We start from the raw sequence: 21,482 nt of genomic DNA on the forward strand, positions 1-21,482 counted from the left end.
TTATGCAGCGAGCCAGTCGCGGTGCGGCAGGAAGTCGGTGTACAGCGCCGCTTCCGGCGAGCCGTCTTCAGGTTCCCAGCGATAGCGCCATTTCACGATCGGCGGCATCGACATCAGGATGGCTTCGGTACGGCCGCCTGATTGCAGGCCAAACAGCGTGCCACGGTCGAATACCAGGTTGAATTCGACATAGCGGCCGCGCCGGTAAGCCTGGAAGTCGCGTTCGCGCTCGCCGTAAGGCGTGTCCTTGCGCGACGTCAGGATGGGCAGGTAAGCCTTGAGGAAGGCATCGCCGACGCTTTGCGTCATGGCGTAGCTTTGCTCGAAGCCTGCGTCGTTGTAGTCATCAAAGAAGATGCCGCCTACGCCGCGGGCTTCCTGGCGGTGCTTCAGGTAGAAATACCCGTCGCACCATTTCTTGAACCGGTCATGCAGGTCTTCGCCAAACGGCGCCAACGCGTCACGGCAGGTTTGATGGAAGTGTTTGACGTCTTCCTGGTTGCCGTAATAGGGCGTCAGGTCCATGCCGCCGCCAAACCACCACACCGGCTCGCCTGCAGCATTGGTGGTGCTGAAGAAGCGCACATTCATATGCACCGTCGGCGCGTACGGATTGCGCGGGTGGATCACCAGCGACACGCCCATGGCTTCCCATGGATTGCCGCCGATATCCGGGCGGTGCGCTGCGGCCGATGGCGGCAGCTTGGCGCCCAGCACGTGCGAGAAATTCACCCCGCCGCGCTCAATCACATTGCCTTCTTCGACCAGACGTGAAATCCCGCCGCCGCCTTCGGCGCGCTGCCACTCATCGCGCAGGAAGGATTTGCCGTCGACGGCTTCCAGCGCTTGCACGATGCGGTGTTGCAGATCGAGCAGCCAGGCTTTGACTGCTGCGGTGTCCGGGGCGGAAGACATCTCAGTGTTTCAGACCGCGCCAGCCGATATCGCGGCGGCACTGCATGCCTGCAAAGCTGATCTGGTCGACCGCTTCGTAAGCCTGTTTCTGCGCCAGCTTGACGCTGTCGCCCAGGCCGACCACGCACAGCACGCGGCCACCGGTCACTTGCAGCTGGCCGTTCACGTCGGCGGTGCCAGCGTGGAAGGTCACCGATTCCGGCGTTTCGGCCGGGATGCCTTCGATCACAGCGCCTTTTTGCGGCGTGTCCGGATAGCCTTCAGCAGCCAGCACCACGCCAACGGCGGTGCGGCGGTCCCATTCCAGTTCGATCTGGTCCAGCGTGCCGTTGACGGCATGTTCCATCACCGCCACCAGGTCGGTCTTCAGACGCGACATGATAGGCTGGGTTTCCGGATCGCCCATGCGGCAGTTGAATTCCAGCGTGCGCGGATTGCCGGCAGCGTCGATCATCAGGCCGGCGTACAGGAAGCCGGTAAAGACGATGCCGTCCTTCGCCATGCCGGCGATGGTCGGGTTGATGATCTCGCGCATCACGCGTGCATGCATCGCCGGCGTCACGATCGGGGCAGGGGAGTAGGCGCCCATGCCGCCCGTGTTCGGGCCTTCGTCGTTGTCCTTGAGGCGCTTGTGATCCTGGCTGGTGGCCAGCGGCAGAATGTTTTTGCCATCGCACATGACGATGAAGCTGGCTTCTTCGCCAGCCAGGAATTCTTCAATCACGATACGCGCGCCGGCGTCGCCGAAGCGGTTGTCGGCCAGCATATCGTCCACCGCGCGGTGGGCTTCTTCCAGCGACAATGCCACCACTACGCCTTTGCCGGCAGCCAGGCCGTCGGCCTTGATGACGATAGGTGCGCCGTTGGCGTCGATGTAGGCGTGTGCTTGCGCCACGTCCGAGAAGGTCTGGTATTTGGCAGTCGGAATGCCGTGACGGTGCATGAAGGCCTTGGCGAAGTCTTTCGACGACTCCAGCTGCGCCGCTTCCCTGGTCGGGCCGAATACTTTCAGGCCGCGCGCGCGGAACAGGTTGACGATGCCGCCAGCCAGCGGGGTCTCCGGACCGACCACGGTCAGGCTGATGCCTTCGCTTTCCACGAAGTTGGCCAGTTCGAGCAGGTCGGTGATGTTGACGTTGACCAGGCGCGCGTCGCGCGCGGTGCCGCCGTTACCCGGGGCCACGTACACCATCTGAATGCGCTCGGACTGCGCCAGTTTCCAGGCCAGTGCATGTTCACGGCCGCCGGAGCCGACTACCAAAATTTTCATAAGTCCTCAGTCTTCGATTTCAACGTTGGAATACACTTCCTGCACATCGTCCAGGGCTTCCAGCGCGTCCAGCAGCTTCTGCATCTTGACCGCGTTGTCGCCGGTGACGCTGGTAACGGCATCCGGCTTCATGATGATCTCGGCCACTTCAGCCTTGAAGCCCTTGGCTTCCAGCGCATCTTTGACGCCAGCGAAATCGTGCGGACCGCACAGCACTTCAATGCCGCCTTCTTCATCGGTGACGATGTCTTCGGCGCCAGCTTCCAGCGCGGCTTCCATCAGCGCGTCTTCATTGGTGCCCGGCGCGAACAGGAACTGGCCGCAGTGCTTGAACATGAAGGCCACCGAGCCTTCATTGCCCATATTGCCGCCGTTCTTGTTGAAGGCGTTGCGGACTTCAGCCACGGTACGTACGCGGTTGTCGGTCATGCAGTCGACGATGATGGCGGCGCCGCCGATGCCGTAGCCTTCGTAGCGCACCTCTTCATACGAGGCGCCGTCTTCGCCGCCGGTGCCGCGCGTGATCGCGCGTTGCACGTTATCCTTCGGCATATTGGCGTCGGCCGCCTTGTCGATGGCCAGACGCAGGCGCGGGTTGGAGGTGATGTCGCCGCCACCCATGCGTGCAGCAACGGTAATTTCCTTGATCAGGCGAGTCCAGATCTTGCCGCGTTTCGCGTCAGTTGCTGCTTTTTTGTGCTTGATGTTGGCCCATTTGCTGTGTCCAGCCATGTTCGGTCTTCCTTCGACGGTGTTTCGCTCGTTAAGCGTTGATAATCGTTGGTGCTGCGGTGAGGGCGGTATTCTAGCATAGGGGCCGGGCCAAAACTTTTTCCATCACCTCTGGCAGGCCGATTTTGTCGACCCAGTCGCCGAATTGCCTGACATGGATAACGGTGCTGTTTTCGCGGTCGATCGGCACCCATTCCGGGTTGTTCTGGCGCATCAGGGCAATCACCGGCACGTGCACCGCATTCGCCAGGTGCATCACGGCAGTTTCCACCGTCACGATCAGGCTGCACAGGCTCAGGATGGCCGGCAGCTGGAAGAAGTTGTCGACGGCAGAGAACAAATGGGTGCCTGGCATGGCCATCTTGTCGTACAGCGCCTGGGCGGCCGGCAGTTCTTCCGGCACAACGTTGATAATAAAGCCAGCATCCTGCCATGACGCGTGGCTGCGCATTTCCTCGATCAGCGCGAACACGCGTTCCAGCGGCCAGCAGCGTTCCTCGCCTTTGGAATAGGCGTTGACGAAGACTACCTTGGCACCCAGCTTCCAGTCCGCCAATTGCTGGCGCGCGTAATCCATCCACTGGTCCGGAATGTGGATGTCGGGGTAGCGGTCCTGCGGCGGGATGCTGAGGCCAAAGGCGCTGGTGAACCACTGCGCGTAGATGTCGCTTACATGCGGCACGTTGGCTTCCTGCGATTCATACAGCGGAATGGTGGCGTTGAACTTGAGGATGCTGAGGATCTTGGACAGCTCGAAGAAACGGTACTTGTGTTTTTTCAGGCCGACGATATAACCGCGCGGGCTGATCTCGCGCGCCAGCCGCGCGTAGCGGTGGCAGGCCATGTGGGTGAACGACACCACCAGCGGATAGTCCTCGCGCTGCGCAGCGGCGATGGATTGCGCATACAGCGCCGGGCTGTAGGTCTCGGTATAGGTCTTGTCGATGTAGGGGCTGGCGGCAAGCCAGTCAAACAGTGAGTAGTTTTTCAGATGCGGCCACTCGGCCGGGTTATCCGTGCGCCGCCGCTCGTCCACCCACAGGTCGATCGCCAGATGCGGATACGCGCGCTTCAGTGCGCGAAAACACATTTGCATGTAGGTGAAATCGCCGATGGCCATGTGGGTGATCACCAGGATTTTTTTCGCTTGCGCGAGCTGCGGTGCAGAAATTAATTGTTTCATTTTCAATAAGTCGTAAAGCGAAATCGCGTCGAGCTTGCCAGCATTTGAGATTATTGCATACTGGGAAACAAGTTAAAGTGTGTTAAGAATGACTTAAAGTTGCTTATAGAGGAGCTCCTCCACTTTTTGTAGAGAAGCTGTCATATCCTCCTGCTACGGTTTACCTTTTGACATCATCGTAGTACGGGAGCAGACATGGATCGACGGCAGTTTCTGAAGTTCGGCAGCTTTATCACGGTATCGGCAGCATCGGGGATGGGCCTGACGGCCTGCGGTGGCAGCGACAGCGCGCCCGCTAGCGGCTTGCCGCCAGCCAGCGGCGCCTGGAAATTCCCACAGAGTGTGGCTTCGGGAGATCCGCGTCCGGACAGCATCCTGCTGTGGACGCGCGCCGTGCAAGCCTCGGCCGACGCGGTGGCCGTCGCCACGGGCAGCGACGCCTCCATCCGCCTGATTGTGACGTCTGTCGACAACAGTGCTGCGCTGGGCAGTAACAAAGAGTTAAGCGGCGCCACGGTGGCCGATGTGAGCCTGCCGCTGCAAGTCCAGTACGACAACACCATCCGCCACAAGCTGACCGGCCTGACCGCCGGCACCACCTACTACTACCAGTTCATCGCGGGCGACAACCGCTCCAACGTCGGCCGCTTCAAGACCGCGCCAGCCGTGGATGCGGACGTCTCGCAGCTGCAGTTCGTCTACATGACCTGCCAGGACTGGAGCGTCAACCACTGGGGCGCGATGTCGTCCATCGCTGCCGAGAACCTGGACTTCATCGTCCACCTGGGCGACTATATCTACGAGACCGTCGGCGACGACTTCCAGCTGGGCGCGGTGGAAAGCCGCCACGACACGCTGGTGCTGCCGGACGGCCTTTACAAGAGCGGCAACGCGGGCGCCAAGTACGCCAACTCGCTGGCCGACTACCGCTACCTGTACAAGAAATACCGCACCGATACGCGCCTGCAGGCGCTGCACGAGCGCTTCGCCTTTATCGCCATCTGGGACGACCACGAGTTCTCCGACGATGCGTGGCAAGATGCGCAGACCTACGACAACAGCTTCAACGCGGACGGCTCGGACCTGCACCAGCCTTCGCGTCGCCGCAACGCCAACCAGGCCTGGTTTGAATTCATGCCGGCCGATGTCTCGCTGGATGCGGCCAACACCACCTTCCAGAACATCAAGATCTACCGCGACTTCCAGTTCGGCAAGCTGATGCAGCTGGTGATGACCGACGAGCGCCTGTATCGCGCCGACCACATCATTCCGGAATCGGCGATCAATCCTGCCACCGGCAAACCGCTGGGCCGCATCGGCTCGCGCTACCTGGTGCCGCAAGACCTGTTCAACTCGGTGGAAGCGCAGAAGATGGCCGGCGCCGAAACCATCGGCCTGGACCCGCTGACCACCGCCACCATGCTGGGCAATACCCAGCGCCAGTGGTGGATGGACAAGATGAAGGCCGCTACCTCGACCTGGAAAGTGTGGGGCAACGAAGTGTCGCTGCTGCGCATGGGCCTGAATGGTGTGGACGCAATTGCCACGTTGCTGGCCCTGAACGCGGTGACCACGCTGGCTACGTCGGTGGGCACCACTGCTGCTGCGGCTGGCGGCAATTTTGCAGTGGCTGGCGCCATCGTTGCTGCGGTGACCGCTGGTGCTTCCGCCGCAGTGGCGCAAGCAGGCGCGGTGGCGATTGCTACTGCTGCCGCGACTGGCGGCGCAGCCGATGCGCAAGCTGCCGCTGGCGTAAAAGCCGGCCTGAGCACCGCCCAGGCGACGATTGCGGTGGGCACCTTTGCCAAAGTGGCGGCCGCTGCCTCGGCCGGCCAGACCGGCGCGGCGCTGGCGGCCGTTGCTGGCCAGACCATCGCGTTTGGCTACATCAAACCGGACGTGCAGGCCAAGAAAGCGGATTCGGTGTTCGTGGCCGCATCGGGCAAGAAAGACGCGCTGTCGGCGTTCTTCACCAAATTCCTGTTCAACTGCGACCAGTGGGACGGCTATAACAGCGAACGCAAGGCGCTGATGTCGCACCTGAAAACCAACAACGTCGGCAACGTCGTGGCGATTACCGGCGACATCCACTCCTTCTTCGCCGGCACCGTCAACGATGATTTCGATGCAGCCAATGGCGGCACGCCTGTGATGGTGGACCTGGTATCGGCCGGCATCAGCTCGGATTCGTTCTTCAGCTACCTGCGCGATGCGGCCTCGACGCTGGGCGACATCAGCACGCTAGTGTCCTACCCGCTGGCCGTACCGGTGCCGGGCCTGGGCACGGTCAACCTGAGCTTCAACCTGCTCGACTATACCATGGGCAAGGCAGTACCGACGGCGGCCTCGCTGGCCGAACAGACCCGCGTGCAGCTGCGCGGTGCGCTGGCGGTCAAAGGTGTGCCTGAAGCGCAACTGGATGCCACGGTCGGCGCCGTGCTGACCGGTCTGCAAGCCAACAGCGACTTCAACACCAGCCTGCTGGGACTGGCGCAGCAACTGGCATCGCTGGGCAATAACCCGTGGCTCAAGCACCTGAACACGGACGCCCAGGGCTACACGCTGGTGACGCTGACCCCGGGCAAGATGACCGCCCAGTTCCGCCAGGTGAACAAGCTGGTCGGCACCACCGCGCCAGGCACCATCGTTGCCCGCACCACTACCGCGACGGTGACGGCGGGTTCGCCTTCTGTAGCGATCAGCTAACTGCTACCCCGGACGCGCTGCTGGCATGCCGGCAGCGCGTCCACGGAGCTGACCCCGCCTTGCCGGGGTGGCCGTCAGCAACCATTCCCGTTTGCCCGTACAATCTTGCGTATGGACAAAAGCATCACACACGGCGGGTTGACGCGGGCGGCTTTTCTGAGCGGGTTGGGGATCGCGGTAGGCGGTTCGGTTCTGTTTTCTACCAAGGCCATCGTCGCCAAGCTGCTATACCGCTATCACATCGATGCGGTAACGCTGATTGCCTTCCGCATGTTGTTCTCGCTGCCGGTGTTTGCCGCGGTCGCGCTCTGGAAGATGCGGACCGGGGCCCCGCTCAGCACCAGCGACCGCTGGCGCATCCTCGGCCTCGGCCTGGTCGGCTACTATCTCTCCAGCTTTCTTGATTTCCTCGGCCTGCAATACATCTCGGTCGGTCTTGAGCGGCTGATCCTGTTCCTGACGCCGACCTTTGTGCTGCTCATCAGCTCCACCTTCCTCAAGCAGCACATCAGCCGCAAGCAGTGGATGGCGCTGCTGACGTCCTACTGCGGCATCGTGCTGGTATTTCTGCACGACCTGCAAGGCGGCCGCAACGTCGTGCTGGGTGCCGCGCTTGTTACCGGCTCGGCCGCCGCTTACGCTGCCTATCTGCTGCTGTCGGGCGAAATGGTAAAACGATTAGGATCATTACGGCTGGTGTCCTATGCCATGTGCGTGTCCACCGTCGCCTGCGTGGGCCAGTTCTTCCTGCTGCGCCCAGCGGAACTGCTGCTGCAACCGCTGCCCGTGTATGCCCTGTCGCTGACCAACGGCCTGCTGTGCACCGTCGCGCCCGTGTTCATGACCATGATCGCCGTCGAACGCATCGGCGCGGGCACCGCCTCGCAGGCTGGTATGATCGGCCCGGTTTCCACGCTGTTCCTGGGCGCGCTGCTGCTGGGCGAGCCCGTCACCTCCTGGCAGCTGGGCGGCACCGCCCTGGTGTTGGCCGGGATCTATCTGCTGTCTAAAAAATAAGGGATCTACATGAAATTCCGTATCGCGCTCATCGCCCACGATAAGAAAAAAGACGACATGATCGCCCTGGCCGGTGAATACAAGGCCTTCCTCTCGACCTGCGCGCTGGTCGCCACCGGCACCACGGGCGGCCGCCTGGCCAACGAGCTGGGCCTGGAGGTCGACCGCAAGCATTCCGGCCCGTTCGGCGGCGACTTGCAGATCGGCTCCCTGCTGGTCGAGGGCATGATCGATGCGGTGATCTTCCTGCGCGACCCGATGACGCCGCAGCCGCACGAGCCCGACATCAACGCCCTGGTGCGCGCCTGCGACGTGCACAATACGCCGTGCGCGACCAACGTGTCGTCCGCACATCTGGTACTGTCTCAGCTTCAGCAACAAGCGGCCAAATAAACGGAGGCAATCATGGTCAAGGCAATCCGCATGCAGCGCGTGGGCGGTCCGGAAGTGATGGAACTGGTGGACGTCGACCTGCCGCCACCCGGCCCCGGCGAAGTGCGGATGCGCCATGAAGCCATCGGCCTCAACTACATCGACGTCTACCACCGCACCGGCCTCTATCCGCAACCGATGCCCGGCGCGCTGGGCGTGGAGGGCGCTGGCGTGGTGGAAGAAGTGGGCGAGGGCGTTACCCACCTCAAGGTCGGCGACCGCGTGGCCTATGGTGGCCGCCCGCTGGGCGCCTACTCGCAAGCGCGCAACATCCCCGCCGCGCAGCTGCTGGTGCTGCCCAAGCAAATTGAATTTGACACCGCCGCCGCGATGATGCTGCAAGGACTGACGGTGCAGTACCTGTTCCACCGCACCGTGCCGCTGAAAGCGGGCGACACTATCCTGTTCCACGCGGCAGCGGGCGGCGTCGGCCTGATCGCCTGTCAATGGGCGCGCGTGATGGGCGTGAACCTGATCGGCACCGTCGGCTCGGAAGAGAAAGCCGCGCTGGCCATCGAAAACGGCGCCAGCCACGTCATCAACTACAACCAGGAAAATTTCACCGAGCGCGTGAAGGAACTCACCGACGGCAAAGGCGTGAGCGTGGTGTACGACTCGATCGGCAAAGACACCTTCATCGGCTCGCTGGACTGTTTGCAGCCGCTGGGCATGATGGTCAGCTTTGGCAATGCATCCGGCCCCGTGCTGCCGTTTGGCTTGAATGAACTGGCCAGCCGCGGCTCGCTGTTCGTCACCCGCCCATCGCTGATGGCTTACACCGCCAAACGTGAAGACCTGGAAGCCTCGGCCCGTTCGCTGTTCGGCGTGGTCAGCAGCGGCGAAGTCAAAATCGACATCCGCCAGCGCTACGCCCTTGCCGACGTCCAGCAAGCCCACCGCGACCTGGAAGCGCGCAAGACCACCGGCTCCACCATCCTGCTGCCATGAGCGAGCGCGTGGCGGAAGACGAAAGCGAAAACGGCGACCTGACCGACCTGCTGAGCGAAACCCGGATCCTGCTGCCGGGTGCGCAGATGCTGTCGGCCTTCCTCATCATCCTGCCATTCAACGGCGGCTTCGCCCAGATCGACCATACCGAAAAGCTGCTGTTCCTGGCCACCTTCTTTTTTTCGCTGACCAGCCTGGTGCTACTGAGCGCCCCGGCGATCCAGCACAGGCTGCTGCGGCCGTTAAAAGACCGTGCCCGCTTCAAGCATGTCGCCACACGCCAGGTGGTGGCAGGCGCTTTCACGCTGGCCATCGCACTGGTGCTGGGAACGGAACTGGTGATATCGGAAGTGTTTGGCGCCACCGTCGGACTGATCATGGCAGCGCTGATGGCAAGCTTGATCCTCTGCGCCTGGTGGCTGCTGCCACTGTACCTCAAGCGCAGATTCTAAAACCATCCGGGGTCAGTTCTTGCAATCCAACACGGGCTCTGCCGTAGCGACGCTACGGCAGAGCCCGTGTTGGATTGCAAGAACTGACCCCGGATTTCGGGATTTCAGCCCGCTTTAGGCGCAGCCTTGGTCTCGACCGTCTCGGTCTTCGGCTCGATGGTGATGTCGATGTTACGCGGCACGCCGTTCTGGCCAGGGAAGCCGGTGAACGCGCTTTGCACCAGCGCCGGCATCACGTGCGGCGTCGCTTGCACGGTGCTGGTGTTTTGCACCGTAACGTCATACAGCTTGCGGCCCGAGGTGTTGTTGATGGTCACGCGCAGCTGGCGCTGATACTGGTGCTTGACGCGCTCTTCCACATAGGTCGGGCCGAAACGCCATGGGTCGTAGTAGAACGGACGATAGGCCCAGCGCGAATAACCCCAGCCATAGTAAGGCCGGCCAAAGCCGGGACCCCAGTACGGCCCCATGAACGGATCATCCGCCTGCAGCACGCGTACCGGATGGTCGATCGTGAAGAACTTCATGCCAACGAGCAACTTCGGCTGCTGGTTATCGCTAACCTGGTGGAAGCCCAGCTTGCCCAGCTCATTGGCGACCAGCACCTGGTAATTGCGGAATTCCAGCGTATCGTCGGCGCCCTGTGGCGCTTCAAACGCATAGGCTTTATCCTGGATGTCGGCCGGCCAGTCGTTGAACGCGGTCACATTGCTATGGATGGTGGTGGCGCAGCCGCTCAACAGCATGACGGCGGCAGTCGCCAAAGTGGCGAGATATTTCATGATGATGCCCTCTCAGGTAAGACGGTATTTCCAGAACTAAGTGTATGACGCACGTCTGGTGCTTGCTCGATTATTACAGAATGTTACCGCATCGTGGAAAGCAGCAACTTACAGCTATGTAAGCTTTGGCAAGAATGACAATTTGCGCATCAGCCCGCACTGGTATTGGTAAAATAAGCCTTTGCCTCCGTCCTTACCGAGCCTCCAATGCGCACAGACAGCAGCCCAACGACGATTTTCCGCAAAGATTACACCCCTCCGGCCTACCTGGTGGACACCGTAGAACTGGGTTTCGACCTGGCGCCGGCGCGCACCATCGTCGCCAACCGCATTACCCTGCGCCAGAACCCGGCGTCGAAGAGCCATGACATCGTGCTGCACGGCGAAGAAATCGAACTGGTCCAAGTGCGCCTCAACGGCAAACTGCTGGGCAATGCCGACTACGACCTGAGCGCCTCCACGCTGACCATCCCCGATGCGCCCGCCGACGTGGTGCTGGAGATTGAAACCCTGTGCGCCCCGGTCGAGAACACCACGCTGTCCGGCCTGTACGTCTCGAACGGCAATTTCTTCACCCAGTGCGAGGCCGAAGGCTTCCGCCGCATCACCTTCTTCCCGGACCGCCCGGACGTGATGGCCAAGTACACCGTGATGCTGCGCGCCGACAAGGCTGCCTATCCGGTGCTGCTGTCCAACGGTAACCTCATCGAAGAAGGCGATCTGGACGATGGCCGCCACTACGCCAAGTGGGAAGACCCGTTCAAAAAGCCGTCCTACCTGTTCGCGTTGGTCGCGGCCAGGCTGGTCTGCCAGGAAGAGCAGTTCACGCTGGCCGATGGCCGCGAAGTGCTGCTGCAAGTGTGGGTGGAAGAGGGCAACCTCGACAAGACCGACTACGCCATGCAGTCGCTGAAGAACTCCATCCGCTGGGACGAAGAACGCTTCGGCCTGGAGCTGGACCTGGACCGCTTCATGATCGTTGCCGTGGGCGACTTCAACATGGGCGCGATGGAAAACAAGGGTCTGAACATCTTCAACACCAAGTTCGTGCTGGCCAATCCGCGTACCGCCACCGACATCGACTACGCCGGCATTGAAGCCGTGGTCGGCCACGAATACTTCCACAACTGGACCGGCAACCGCGTGACCTGCCGCGACTGGTTCCAGCTGTCGCTCAAAGAAGGCCTGACCGTATTCCGCGACCAGGAATTCAGCGCCGACATGATCGGCACCGACAGCGGCCGCGCCGTCACCCGCATCGACCAGGTACGCACGCTGCGCCAGGCCCAGTTCCCGGAAGACGCCGGCCCGATGTCGCATCCGGTACGCCCGGACTCCTTCGTCGAGATCAACAACTTCTACACCGTCACCGTGTACGAAAAAGGCGCTGAAGTCGTACGCATGTACCAGACCCTGCTGGGCCGCGACGGCTTCCGCAAAGGCATGGACCTGTACTTCGAACGCCACGACGGCCAGGCCGTTGAATGCGACGACTTCCGCGCCGCCATGGCTGACGCCAACCAGCGCGACCTGACCCAGTTCGAACGCTGGTACTCGCAAGCCGGCACGCCAGTCGTCAGCGCGCGCACGCGCTACGATGCCGTCAAACGCAACTTCGACATCATCCTGTCGCAGCGCGTGCAGGCCGACCAGCAGCCGTTCCACATTCCCGTTGCCGTCGGCCTGCTGGACGCCAACGGCAAGGACCTGCCACTGACACTGGAAAACGGCAAGCATGCCAAAGGCGCCACCACCGTGGTGCTGGAACTGACCGAGCAAGAGCAGATCTTCCGCTTCCGTAACGTCGACGACCGTCCAACGCCATCCATCCTGCGCGACTTCTCGGCGCCGGTGATACTCGAATACGATTACACCGACGACGAACTGCTGCACCTGTTCAGCCATGACAGCGACCCGGTCAACCGCTGGGAAGCCGGCCAGCGCCTGGCGATGGAACGCCTGCTCAAGCTGACCGCGCAAGTGGCAGCCCATGGCGACGCCCACCTGAAACTGGACAACACCTTCATCAACGCCATGCGCGCCGTGCTGACCGACGACACGCTGGACCCGGCCTTCCGCGAACTGGCGCTGATCCTGCCATCAGAAACCATCATCGCCGAGCAGATGGACGTGGTGGATCCGCAAGCCATCCACACCGCGCGCCAGTTCATGCGCCGCACCATCGGCGCCGCCTTGAAGACCGAACTGCTGGCGCAATACCACGCCAACCAGACGCCAGGCGACTACAGCCCGGATGCCCTGTCGGCCGGCAAGCGCGCGCTGAAAAACCTGTGCCTGTCCTACCTGATGGTGGCGCCGGAACTGGCCGAACTCAAACTCGCCCAGCAGCAGTTTGAAAACGCCACCAACATGACCGACCGCTCGGCCGCACTGGTCGCCATGATCCACAGCGGCGCCGAAGCAGGCCCGTACCTGAAGGCGTTCTACAACGACTTCGACAACGAAGCACTGGTCATCGACAAATGGTTCGCCATGCAGGCATCCGCCCCCACCACCAACGTGGCTGCGATCCGTAAGCTGATGGAGCACCCAGCCTTCACGCTGAAAACGCCGAACCGCGCACGTTCGCTGATCTTCAACTTCACCGGCGCCAACCCGTCGCAATTCCATGCGGCCGATGGTAGCGCATATGAATTCTGGGCCGAATACGTGATCAAGCTCGATGCGATCAACCCGCAAGTGGCAGCCCGCCTGGCGCGCGCCATGGACCGCTGGCGCCGTTACGCGCCGGCGCTGCAGGCCAAGATGAAACAGGCCTTGGAAAAAGTCGCCGCCCGCAAGCTGTCGAACGACGTGTCGGAAGTGATCACCAAGGCACTGGCCAACTAATTACAATCAACCAAGGGTACACATGAAACGAGTCAGCCTCACACAATATCTGGTGGAAGAGCAGCGCCTCCACAACTCGATCCCGGCCGAACTGCGCCTGCTGATCGAAGTGGTGGCACGCGCCTGCAAAACCATCAGTCACTCGGTCGGCAAAGGCGCGCTGGGCGAAGTGCTCGGCTCCGCCGACACCGAAAACATCCAGGGCGAAGTGCAGAAGAAACTGGACATCATCTCCAACGAAATTCTGCTCGAGGCCAACGAGTGGGGCGGCCACCTGGCAGCGATGGCATCGGAAGAAATGGAATCCATCCACCCGATTCCAAACCGCTATCCAAAAGGCGAATACATGCTGCTGTTCGACCCACTGGACGGCTCCTCCAACATCGACGTCAACGTCTCCATCGGCACCATCTTCTCCGTGCTGAAAGCACCGGAAGGCATGGATCAGCCGACCGAAGCAGACTTCATGCAGGCAGGCTCCAAACAGGTCGCCGCCGGCTACGCCGTGTACGGCCCGCAGACCATGCTGGTGCTCACCACCGGCAATGGCGTCAACTGCTTCACGCTGGACCGCGAGATGGGTTCGTGGGTACTCACCCAGCGCGACATGCAGATCCCGGCGAAGACCAAGGAATTCGCCATCAACATGTCCAACCAGCGCCACTGGCACCCACCGGTGCAGCGCTACATCAGCGAACTGCTGGCCGGCGACACCGGCCCACGCGCCACCAACTTCAACATGCGCTGGATCGCCTCGATGGTCGCCGACGTGCACCGCATCCTGAACCGCGGCGGCATCTTCATGTACCCGGCCGACCTGCGCGACACCTCCGTGCCAGGCAAACTGCGCCTGATGTACGAAGCCAACCCGATGGCCTTCATCGTCGAACAGGCAGGCGGCGCGGCCACCGACGGCAAACAGCGCATCATGGACATCCAGCCGACCAAACTGCACCAGCGCGTGCCGGTGTTCCTGGGCTCGCGTGATGAGGTAGCCGTGGTCACCAGCTACCATCAAGAGGGCTGAAAAGCTTAAAAACCGCAGAAAGCAATGCCATTTTTGCACGCTAGACTGAAAATAATGGTTTTGGGACTAGCGTGCGAGGATGGGCTTTGTTAGAATGCGGGTCGTCGCCGCTTTAGCTCAGTTGGTAGAGCAGTTCATTCGTAATGAAAAGGTCGCCAGTTCGATTCCGGCAAGCGGCACCAGAACACAGCAGTAAAATGCTTCAAGAAGTCGGAAAACCCGCTCCTGTCATAGGGAAGCGGGTTTTTTTATCTTCTATATCCGTCGGCGTACCATGAAATCTCCGACAAATGAGGACAAAATTGGCGTCAGGTTGACCTGCTCAATGCTGCGAATTGGAAGTGTGTTGTTAGAGAAATATAGCTCAGACTGACGTCAAGCTTCATCAAACTCTGCCATTTGTTAGAGCAACTTTCCAGCGCCGTTCAAGGGCTTCAATACTTGGCCAATTGGTCGGGTCAGTGGGCATGGTAAGTGCTTTGCCATGCAGGTTTGCATAGCTTGACTGGCGTAGCGGTGGGGCTAAGACGACAGTAAGTGTTTCCGGGCAAATCGACAACAAGCCCAAGTCGAAAAGCGTATGAATGTCCGCCCTAAGAAGGATGAGATATCGCGAATGCCTTGGCTAAATCGCTTCCCACCGCCTTGGCCTTCACCATGCCCCAAATGAATTAGGCTTCCCTCCAGTTAAATGGCGGGATTTGCCGACCAAGGAAATCAATTCGGAAGATCGTTATAAAAATGGGTATGACGCGACCTATTACATCGTCTTTGAAGGAAAGGAGTTTGGCTATGCGGAGAAAGGAGAGTCAAAAGCCATTCTTTATGATCGCAACATTTATCCGATCAAGTTGGCTCAGGCGCTTCCTGGATTTGAGATAAGGCCTACGGAACTGGATCCCTTTTCAGCACAGTGGGGGATAGTCACCGATGCCGGCCTTCGCTATCTTTGCGTCAGCTTTCCTTTTGGTGTTTTGGGCCAAAGCGGAAGTTTTCAGACGAACAGAAGCGCGTACTTGATGCCGCTTGGCAGCGAACATCGGCAGAGAGCTCTCTTCTACGCGACCGGAAACATTGGTTCTCTTTATCCCAAGGATCGGTAACTGGAATCGGGCCGGCCAAGGTACAAAAATAGATCATTAAGCGCGCGGTATCGTAAAAAAATAATGGCGCTCAGGTGTTACGTTGGCCCGTCCATCAGACGATGGCCGGGCCAACGTATCCAATTATTGAAGCTTGGCGTTGAGCTTCTTGGCCATCTCTTCATGGTGGCCAACGGTGGGCTCCAGCTTGCTTGCCAGCGCCTTCACGTCCGCATCTTTCGCATTCGCGATATCCTTTTTCAGCGCGGCGTGCACTTTGGTGTGATCGGCTACGCCTGCTTTGCTGACATATTGCTTGTCGAATGCTGCGCCGGACAGTTTTTGTAACTCGTCCGCCATCTTCTTGTGCTCGGCATCCGTGTCGGATGGTAGCGTGATGTTCTTTGCGGCCGCGACTTTTTTGGTTTCATCCAGACCTTTGCTGTGGTCGTCAATCATCATCTGGGCAAATGCTTTGACGTCGGCATTGCTGCTTTTATCGAGTGCGATCTTACCGGCGGCGACTTCGGCGATGTTTGCCTGGGCGATTGCGACCAGGCGGTCGGCATCGGCTTTGGCGATGGTGGTTTGTGCGGACGCGACATTGGCGATGGCGAAGCTGGTGGCCAGAATGGCGTATAGGCGAGTGCGGTGCATGAGGTTCTCCAGTGTGAGCAGGAATAGCCGTAAGAAATAAAAACTGCACATTAACGGCAAGGCTTTAATGTGCAGTCATCTTTCTTCGTTTCCTGCCGACAGACTGTGCGGCACTTCGCTTACTGCGAAAGCGAGACAGGTCAGAACGGCCGCGCTTCGATGCGCCGTTCGACAAAATCGGCTGTCCGGCAACGATAGGTGAAGGTGGTTGCTGTGGCAGAGGAGGCCACTTCAAGTGTGCCGCCGTGCGACACGGCGATTTCTGATGCGATGAACAGGCCCAGTCCCAGTCCTTCGCTGACGTTGGCCGTAGTGGACTTCCAAAACGGTTTAAATAGTTTAGCTTGTATGTCTTCTGGTATCGCTGTTCCGCTATTGGTAATGGCCAGTTCGAAAATACCGTTCGCTATCTTTGCGTTCACATACACCGGCGCAGCCTGGTTGCCGTGAACAATCGCATTTTTCAACAGATTGGATAACAGTTGCACCATGCGTTGGCCGTCACACAGCAGGCTGATGTCGGCAGGGATGTCTGAGACGATTTCGTGGCCAGGATAGACCCCGCGCAATTCCTCGACCGCCTGGTAGAGGAACTCCGCCACGCTTTTTTCATGGCGGATATTGAGGGAGATGCCGCCGCCCATCCTTCCGCGGGTAAAGTCGGTGACATCGTCGATGAGCGCGGCAATGCGCTGTACACTGCGCTGCATGATCGCTAACAATGGGGCAATCGCTGGCGGTGCTTGCTGCTTCAAAATCTCGGTGCCATTGCTGATGGTGCTGAGCGGGGTGCGGATGTCGTGCCCCAGCATGGCGATGAATTGCTCACGCAGTTTTGAGGTTTCCTTCTCATCGCTCAGGGCAGTCTGTGTCGTTCGCATGGCGCTCTCTGCGGCGAGTTGGCGGCTGATGAGTTCGGCGAACAAGGATAAGGTCTTGGTCGTCGAGCTTTGCGTCAGCTCTGCCTTGTTCGGGTCGAGCCCGCATAAGGTACCGAAGTACTCGCCGCTGGGCCTGTGGAGTGGAATCGAAAAATAACTCTGGAATCCGTAAATCCGTGGTGTCTTATGGTCGCAGTATTGCGCGCTATCCCGCACCGAATCGATAATGATGGCGGCATTGGTATCCCGGACTTCTTCGCACAGCGTGGTGGTGACGTCCAGCGCATCGCCCACTTTGAGTCCGAAGCCGAGTTTGTCTAACACGGCACACGTATGCCAGGAGTTAGCGGTGACTCGGGCCACGCACACAAAACCCAGGCCGGTGATTTCTGAAACAGCCTCGAGAATGGTCGGCACAGCAGCGATCTTTTCGACTGCAGCAATATCTTTTTCAAGTGACAGGGTCATCGGATTCTTTCTGCCGTTGGGTTACCCCAAGTAGTGTCCAGGCTTCTGGGAGTGGGGGGCATGGTGCGGCCATGGGAGGCAACGCGATAGTGTACATCACAAGCCAGTCGTACCACTCCACCAGCGAGGGCCTTGCTCCGATATAAAATAAATTCTTTCCACCATGTGTGAACTGACGTACTGAGGAATGCCCGCAGCCCGCCGATAATAAGGGTTTATACAGCGGGGCAGCCTATGAATGCGAACCTCATCCCTGAGCGGAACGCAGGCGAACCCGATCGGCGTCACGATGGTCCGGTTGAAACGATCGATGCAGCGGTGGTGCTGGCGTCAGTTGATGGCGTCGGACCCGCTCTGGATTACATGTCCACCAACGGTATTCCTCACGCGACAGCGCTACGCGTCCTGGCTGGCCCGCTATATCACCGGCAGCCAGACATGCAAACCATCGGCACGGTTCTGGATCAGATTTCTGCGAAAAAGCGTGGCCGGGCGAGCTGAGCTCGCGCCGATAAGCGCCTTCTCACACCGGCTTCATCCGGTTCTGAAATAGCTGCGCCGATAAGTTGGCCCGATCAAGACGCGTTCTGACACGTCGCGTGATATCCCTCGACGGTGCATATAGTAAAGTGCCGCGCCCATGCCTGACTGTCTGGCCAGCCAAATAGCGTTCTCCACCACCATGGCGGCGTCAGCGCGCTCGCGTCGCTCAAAGAAAGTCATCCGCATCCCCTTTTATTCCTGGTAATGAGCCCACTTTAAGAGGTGACGCGCAGTCAATCTGTTAGCTAATGCATATAGTGCTCGCTACAGCGCATATAGAATCGGTCGGCAGACTACAACCAGTTGTTAGTCGCCGGCAGTACTGTAAGTCTCTACACCTCGCTGCACATCGTCGGCGATTTTATCGCGGTGCTGGATGCGAGCTTGATACAAACGCTGAATCTGCTGTGGCACAGGCAAGGTACGCACACACCTGACGTTTTCTACGTTCACCTGGCGGATCAGGTGTTATTAGCGGCGGGTTCAAAGCGCGGCAAGCGCGCCAGCGGATGAGTGTTGATGATGGCGGAGATGCGATACAGTTCGCTGATGGCGGGAAGGACATACTCATCAATGGGATGGTCAAGCCGCCAGTGTTCGATAATCTCCAGCCGGCGCGCCGGATCGCAAGTGAAGGACGACTCGATCCCGACGATGTAATCGACCATCGCGATATGCCTGAAGTCATGCGCAATGTCGCGCACCCTGTCAGCCAGCAGTAAATCAAACTTGTCCATCGAGACCTCCGTGAGGGCGGTGAAACACAGTAACACACATATGTGGAATCGTTACTGCTATTGGCGTGCGGCGCTTTGCAAGAAGTGCTAGGTAGGAAGCTGACATGGGTGTATTGTCTGCTTTGAATTGGATGACGTTCGCCAATCGTGACTGGTGTACTACTTGCGGCAAGAAAATGAATGAGCGTCAAAAGCGGTCTGATGAATGTATGGCAAATGCAGTCGAGCGCGGCATCAATATCCTGGCCGTACGCAACCGCACACTGGCACACAACTACATGCAATACAAACGGGTTCCCGCAGCAGTGATCGCGCGCGTACTCGATCCCACATTGCCCCGACGCACCGCCAGCGCTGAGCAGGCGGTTTCCGAAGCGCTTATCCCCTTGCCGGCGAGTGATAAGAACGCATAGCAGAACAATGATCGGCCTGCGCGACGGCAATTTGGGAGGCAGCCATGACGAATAAACCTGTGAAAGTGCGACAACTGAGCCCGGTGCAGTTGCGCATCCTGCTGACGCTGTCACGTGAACTGCTGCAGACGGATGACGTCAGCAGTTCGCTGGGCCTGGTCGGGCGCGTGCTGGTGGAAGTGATGTCGCCGGACTCGGCCTTGCTGCTGCTGCAGGACGAGCGACTCGATGTGGTCTGCTTTGACCGGCGTGGCGTAGCCCATCCTGCAGGACAGGATCATATGCTGTACCCGACGGCTGCGGCCTTGTTGTCGGGCACGCGTCATGCCGCAGCGGACATGCGCGATCAGGCGTCGCCGGTACACATCGGACCGGGCACACTGGCGGTGGCGGTGCCGGCCCATGCGGCGGTGGCGGTACTTGCGGTTTCCTGGACAAACGACCTGGCGTCCACGGCGCCAGAAAAATGCGGCCCGCTTCTGACGTATATCCTGGAGTTGGCAGCGGCGGCGCTGGGCAAGATTGCGGCGCGCAGTTCGCTCGAGCAGTTGCTGTGGCAGCAGCGCGAGCAAATCGCCAGTTCTTCCATGGCGCATGCCGCCGAGCTGGAGCGCCGTGAGCAGGCGGTTACCGACCTACGCGTGCTGGCGCTGACCGACGTCCTGACGGGGCTGTACAATCGCCGCGGCTTCTTCATGCAGGCGGAGCAGATCTTCAAGGTGGCACAGCGCAAGCGTGCCGACAGCGCGGTCATTTTCGCGGACATCGATGGCCTCAAGCACGTTAATGATGAGCTCGGGCACGATACCGGTGACGCCCTGATACGGGATGCGGCGTCGGTCTTCCGCCAGTCGTTCCGTGAAGCGGACGTGGTATCCCGTCTGGGCGGCGACGAGTTCGTCGCCTATACCCTGGACGATGCGCGGCCCGAAATCATCCTGCAGCGTATCCGCGACAACCTGCATGCCTTTAACCTGATGCAGGAGCGGCCGTATGCCGTGGCGATCAGTGCCGGTATCGTGCGGTGTGAGCCTGGCGGCAAGCAGGCTTTGTCGGATTATGTGTTGCAGGCGGATGAGCAAATGTACGCTGAAAAGCGTAGCCGGTTGCACTAGACCAGCATCAGCCCCACCAGTTCGCGTGCGCGCAGGCATTGCTGGTCGCCCGCTTCCACACTGCGGCAGGTGCTGGAGCGCGCCGGGTAGATATTGCAGCTGACGCACTCGCCAACCTCGCCCTCGAGCGCAACGCAGCGCACCGGCGATTGCAGCGTGCCTTTCATCGCAACGTGATACGGCGATACGGGCGTGACCAGCTGCTCGGGCACCGTGCCTTCCGGATGGGCGGTGGTCTCGCTCCAGTAGAAGCTGACGCGGAACACCGCGCAGCAGGCGCCGCAGGATTGGCAGTCGAAGCTCATCCGCTTATTTTGGTCAGGCTGTGCAACGGACCGATGTCGCCACCCGCCATGCTGTGCGACAGCGTATGCATATCGACCTCCAGCCGCTTGCGCATGGCGCCCAGCATCATGCCGACGAACGAGGACGCCGGTTGTCCGGCCGGCTGCACGGTCAGCGAAGTATAGGTCAGCTGTTCAGAGAAGGGCCGGAACACCAGCCCTGCATGCAGGTAATCATACGCGGTCACGGGGTTGACGATGGCCACGCCTACCTTGTTGCGTACCAGTTCGCACTGGCTGATGGTGAACGGACATTCCACCACCGTGCGCAGCTCGACGCCGTGGTTGCGGCAGATGCGGTCCAGCCGCAGGCTGACGCTATCCTCGGGATTCAGGGCGATAAAGGGATGCTTGCCCAGCATGGCGGGCGTAATGCGCTTGTGCCGTGCCAGTGCGTGGCCTTGCGGCAGCGCCACCACGCCGAAGTAATGGGCGAACAGGGTAGCTTCGATGCCGTTGGTGGAGACATCGTCCGCCACCACGCCTAATTCGGCCTCGTTGCTGAGCAGGCATTTGCGGACGTCGGCCGATCCCATAATCTGTAGTGATACCAGCGTGCGTTCGCGCTCGCGCGACAGGTCGGCCAGCACGCGCGGCAGGAAGCCGACGCCAACGCCGGGGAAGCTGGCGATGCGTACGCGGCCGACGCCGAACTGGCGCAGCGCGCGCAGGCGTTGTTCAATCACCTCCATGCCGACGAAGTGGCGGTCCACTTCTTTCAGCAGCGCCTGCGCCTCCTGTGTGGGCAGCAGTTTGCCGGCGCTGCGCTGAAACAGCGCGAGTCCGGCGGACTGCTCCAGCCGGCGCAACGATTGGCTGATGGCCGGCTGGCTCATGTTCATGAGCCTGGCGGCCTTGGTGGCGGACCCTGTGGTCATCACAACGCGGAAGATCTCGATTTCCCGGCTCAGCATGTGCATAACTAAAA

At 60.2% G+C, this 21,482-nt stretch carries 21 protein-coding genes and 1 tRNA gene; 12 read left to right on the forward strand and 10 right to left on the reverse strand.

Annotated elements, in window-relative coordinates:
* The 4 genes from hemF to BUA36_RS27445 all read right to left on the reverse strand — a co-directional run bounded on the left by hemF (position 1) and on the right by BUA36_RS27445 (position 4,100).
* Positions 1-915 carry an oxygen-dependent coproporphyrinogen oxidase gene (gene hemF, locus BUA36_RS27430; protein WP_072789848.1) on the reverse strand — a complete coding sequence of 305 codons (915 nt, stop codon included), beginning with the start codon at positions 913-915 and terminating at the stop codon, positions 1-3.
* 1 nt (position 916) lies between these two features.
* On the reverse strand, positions 917-2,185 hold the full coding sequence (purD, locus tag BUA36_RS27435; protein ID WP_072789851.1) for a phosphoribosylamine--glycine ligase: 1,269 nt from the start codon (positions 2,183-2,185) through the stop codon (positions 917-919).
* Positions 2,186-2,191: 6 nt separating this feature from the next.
* Positions 2,192-2,917: a YebC/PmpR family DNA-binding transcriptional regulator gene (locus BUA36_RS27440; protein ID WP_072789854.1), complete on the reverse strand. Its 726-nt coding sequence runs from the start codon at positions 2,915-2,917 to the stop codon at positions 2,192-2,194.
* Between the two features lie 73 nt (positions 2,918-2,990).
* Positions 2,991-4,100 (reverse strand): glycosyltransferase family 9 protein, encoded by a 1,110-nt coding sequence (locus BUA36_RS27445; RefSeq protein ID WP_072789857.1) that lies wholly within the window; start codon positions 4,098-4,100, stop codon positions 2,991-2,993.
* Positions 4,101-4,295: 195 nt separating this feature from the next.
* Here BUA36_RS27445 and BUA36_RS27450 point away from each other — a divergent pair, with 195 nt between their 5' ends.
* The 5 genes from BUA36_RS27450 to BUA36_RS27470 all read left to right on the forward strand — a co-directional run bounded on the left by BUA36_RS27450 (position 4,296) and on the right by BUA36_RS27470 (position 9,655).
* Positions 4,296-6,806, forward strand: coding sequence for an alkaline phosphatase D family protein (locus tag BUA36_RS27450; RefSeq protein ID WP_072789860.1), 2,511 nt, complete (start codon positions 4,296-4,298; stop codon positions 6,804-6,806).
* A gap of 111 nt (positions 6,807-6,917) precedes the next feature.
* Positions 6,918-7,823, forward strand: a complete 906-nt coding sequence (locus tag BUA36_RS27455; RefSeq protein WP_072789863.1) for a DMT family transporter — start codon at positions 6,918-6,920, stop codon at positions 7,821-7,823.
* A gap of 9 nt (positions 7,824-7,832) precedes the next feature.
* Positions 7,833-8,216 carry a methylglyoxal synthase gene (locus tag BUA36_RS27460; RefSeq protein WP_072789866.1) on the forward strand — a complete coding sequence of 128 codons (384 nt, stop codon included), beginning with the start codon at positions 7,833-7,835 and terminating at the stop codon, positions 8,214-8,216.
* Positions 8,217-8,228: 12 nt separating this feature from the next.
* Entirely contained in the window at positions 8,229-9,203 is a 975-nt protein-coding gene (locus BUA36_RS27465) for a quinone oxidoreductase family protein (protein ID WP_072789869.1), read from the forward strand.
* A complete protein-coding gene (locus BUA36_RS27470; RefSeq protein WP_072789872.1) occupies positions 9,200-9,655 on the forward strand; it encodes a DUF6328 family protein in 456 nt (151 codons plus the stop codon). Before BUA36_RS27465 ends, BUA36_RS27470 begins: the two co-directional genes overlap by 4 nt.
* Positions 9,656-9,759: 104 nt before the next feature.
* On the opposite strand, the gene BUA36_RS27475 is transcribed toward BUA36_RS27470, so the two are convergent.
* Positions 9,760-10,437 carry a DUF4136 domain-containing protein gene (locus tag BUA36_RS27475; protein WP_072789875.1) on the reverse strand — a complete coding sequence of 226 codons (678 nt, stop codon included), beginning with the start codon at positions 10,435-10,437 and terminating at the stop codon, positions 9,760-9,762.
* Between the two features lie 207 nt (positions 10,438-10,644).
* Here BUA36_RS27475 and pepN point away from each other — a divergent pair, with 207 nt between their 5' ends.
* The 4 genes from pepN (at position 10,645) to BUA36_RS27495 (ending at position 15,417) form a co-directional block, all read left to right on the forward strand.
* Positions 10,645-13,287 carry an aminopeptidase N gene (gene pepN, locus BUA36_RS27480; protein ID WP_072789878.1) on the forward strand — a complete coding sequence of 881 codons (2,643 nt, stop codon included), beginning with the start codon at positions 10,645-10,647 and terminating at the stop codon, positions 13,285-13,287.
* Positions 13,288-13,309: 22 nt separating this feature from the next.
* A complete protein-coding gene (locus tag BUA36_RS27485; RefSeq protein ID WP_072789881.1) occupies positions 13,310-14,314 on the forward strand; it encodes a class 1 fructose-bisphosphatase in 1,005 nt (334 codons plus the stop codon).
* Between the two features lie 106 nt (positions 14,315-14,420).
* Positions 14,421-14,496 (forward strand) — tRNA-Thr (locus BUA36_RS27490).
* Between the two features lie 519 nt (positions 14,497-15,015).
* Complete coding sequence (locus tag BUA36_RS27495) at positions 15,016-15,417, forward strand: hypothetical protein (protein WP_072789884.1); 402 nt, start codon at positions 15,016-15,018, stop codon at positions 15,415-15,417.
* 123 nt (positions 15,418-15,540) lie between these two features.
* Here BUA36_RS27495 and BUA36_RS27500 read toward each other — a convergent pair whose 3' ends face one another.
* Both BUA36_RS27500 and BUA36_RS27505 read right to left on the reverse strand, forming a co-directional pair.
* Positions 15,541-16,053 (reverse strand): DUF4142 domain-containing protein, encoded by a 513-nt coding sequence (locus BUA36_RS27500; RefSeq protein ID WP_072789887.1) that lies wholly within the window; start codon positions 16,051-16,053, stop codon positions 15,541-15,543.
* Positions 16,054-16,193: 140 nt separating this feature from the next.
* Positions 16,194-17,402, reverse strand: a complete 1,209-nt coding sequence (locus BUA36_RS27505; protein WP_072789890.1) for a sensor histidine kinase — start codon at positions 17,400-17,402, stop codon at positions 16,194-16,196.
* 234 nt (positions 17,403-17,636) lie between these two features.
* Between BUA36_RS27505 and BUA36_RS30505 the strand changes: the two genes are divergently transcribed.
* Positions 17,637-17,903, forward strand: a complete 267-nt coding sequence (locus tag BUA36_RS30505) for a hypothetical protein (RefSeq protein WP_139260712.1) — start codon at positions 17,637-17,639, stop codon at positions 17,901-17,903.
* 503 nt (positions 17,904-18,406) lie between these two features.
* Here the strand turns inward: BUA36_RS30505 and BUA36_RS27515 are convergent.
* The gene (locus BUA36_RS27515) at positions 18,407-18,682 is read right to left on the reverse strand and encodes a hypothetical protein (RefSeq protein ID WP_072789897.1); all 276 of its coding nucleotides are present in this window, start codon (positions 18,680-18,682) and stop codon (positions 18,407-18,409) included.
* A 104-nt stretch (positions 18,683-18,786) separates the two neighbouring features.
* On the opposite strand from BUA36_RS27515, the gene BUA36_RS27520 reads away from it, so the two are divergent.
* Both BUA36_RS27520 and BUA36_RS27525 read left to right on the forward strand, forming a co-directional pair.
* On the forward strand, positions 18,787-19,095 hold the full coding sequence (locus tag BUA36_RS27520) for a hypothetical protein (protein WP_229255831.1): 309 nt from the start codon (positions 18,787-18,789) through the stop codon (positions 19,093-19,095).
* A gap of 44 nt (positions 19,096-19,139) precedes the next feature.
* Positions 19,140-20,210, forward strand: a complete 1,071-nt coding sequence (locus BUA36_RS27525; protein ID WP_072789900.1) for a GGDEF domain-containing protein — start codon at positions 19,140-19,142, stop codon at positions 20,208-20,210.
* On the opposite strand, the gene BUA36_RS27530 is transcribed toward BUA36_RS27525, so the two are convergent.
* Together BUA36_RS27530 and BUA36_RS27535 are read right to left on the reverse strand one after the other, a co-directional pair.
* The gene (locus tag BUA36_RS27530) at positions 20,207-20,515 is read right to left on the reverse strand and encodes a YkgJ family cysteine cluster protein (protein WP_072789904.1); all 309 of its coding nucleotides are present in this window, start codon (positions 20,513-20,515) and stop codon (positions 20,207-20,209) included. The two genes, BUA36_RS27525 and BUA36_RS27530, sit on opposite strands and share 4 nt — an antisense overlap.
* Positions 20,512-21,468 carry a LysR substrate-binding domain-containing protein gene (locus BUA36_RS27535; protein WP_072789907.1) on the reverse strand — a complete coding sequence of 319 codons (957 nt, stop codon included), beginning with the start codon at positions 21,466-21,468 and terminating at the stop codon, positions 20,512-20,514. The genes BUA36_RS27530 and BUA36_RS27535 overlap by 4 nt, the downstream gene beginning before the upstream one ends.
* Between the last annotated feature and the right edge of the window lie 14 nt (positions 21,469-21,482).

The organism is Duganella sacchari, assembly GCF_900143065.1.
GTDB classification, from domain to species: domain Bacteria; phylum Pseudomonadota; class Gammaproteobacteria; order Burkholderiales; family Burkholderiaceae_D; genus Rugamonas; species Rugamonas sacchari.

Bases quoted from the DNA above. Each gene is read 5' to 3' on its own strand.
- hemF (WP_072789848.1), bottom strand. From the start codon at position 915: ATGTCTTCCGCCCCGGACACCGCAGCAGTCAAAGCCTGGCTGCTCGAT.
- purD (WP_072789851.1), bottom strand. From the start codon at position 2,185: ATGAAAATTTTGGTAGTCGGCTCCGGCGGCCGTGAACATGCACTGGCC.
- BUA36_RS27440 (WP_072789854.1), bottom strand. From the start codon at position 2,917: ATGGCTGGACACAGCAAATGGGCCAACATCAAGCACAAAAAAGCAGCA.
- BUA36_RS27445 (WP_072789857.1), bottom strand. From the start codon at position 4,100: ATGAAACAATTAATTTCTGCACCGCAGCTCGCGCAAGCGAAAAAAATC.
- BUA36_RS27450 (WP_072789860.1), top strand. From the start codon at position 4,296: ATGGATCGACGGCAGTTTCTGAAGTTCGGCAGCTTTATCACGGTATCG.
- BUA36_RS27455 (WP_072789863.1), top strand. From the start codon at position 6,918: ATGGACAAAAGCATCACACACGGCGGGTTGACGCGGGCGGCTTTTCTG.
- BUA36_RS27460 (WP_072789866.1), top strand. From the start codon at position 7,833: ATGAAATTCCGTATCGCGCTCATCGCCCACGATAAGAAAAAAGACGAC.
- BUA36_RS27465 (WP_072789869.1), top strand. From the start codon at position 8,229: ATGGTCAAGGCAATCCGCATGCAGCGCGTGGGCGGTCCGGAAGTGATG.
- BUA36_RS27470 (WP_072789872.1), top strand. From the start codon at position 9,200: ATGAGCGAGCGCGTGGCGGAAGACGAAAGCGAAAACGGCGACCTGACC.
- BUA36_RS27475 (WP_072789875.1), bottom strand. From the start codon at position 10,437: ATGAAATATCTCGCCACTTTGGCGACTGCCGCCGTCATGCTGTTGAGC.
- pepN (WP_072789878.1), top strand. From the start codon at position 10,645: ATGCGCACAGACAGCAGCCCAACGACGATTTTCCGCAAAGATTACACC.
- BUA36_RS27485 (WP_072789881.1), top strand. From the start codon at position 13,310: ATGAAACGAGTCAGCCTCACACAATATCTGGTGGAAGAGCAGCGCCTC.
- BUA36_RS27500 (WP_072789887.1), bottom strand. From the start codon at position 16,053: ATGCACCGCACTCGCCTATACGCCATTCTGGCCACCAGCTTCGCCATC.
- BUA36_RS27505 (WP_072789890.1), bottom strand. From the start codon at position 17,402: ATGACCCTGTCACTTGAAAAAGATATTGCTGCAGTCGAAAAGATCGCT.
- BUA36_RS30505 (WP_139260712.1), top strand. From the start codon at position 17,637: ATGAATGCGAACCTCATCCCTGAGCGGAACGCAGGCGAACCCGATCGG.
- BUA36_RS27515 (WP_072789897.1), bottom strand. From the start codon at position 18,682: ATGGACAAGTTTGATTTACTGCTGGCTGACAGGGTGCGCGACATTGCG.
- BUA36_RS27520 (WP_229255831.1), top strand. From the start codon at position 18,787: ATGGGTGTATTGTCTGCTTTGAATTGGATGACGTTCGCCAATCGTGAC.
- BUA36_RS27525 (WP_072789900.1), top strand. From the start codon at position 19,140: ATGACGAATAAACCTGTGAAAGTGCGACAACTGAGCCCGGTGCAGTTG.
- BUA36_RS27530 (WP_072789904.1), bottom strand. From the start codon at position 20,515: ATGAGCTTCGACTGCCAATCCTGCGGCGCCTGCTGCGCGGTGTTCCGC.
- BUA36_RS27535 (WP_072789907.1), bottom strand. From the start codon at position 21,468: ATGCTGAGCCGGGAAATCGAGATCTTCCGCGTTGTGATGACCACAGGG.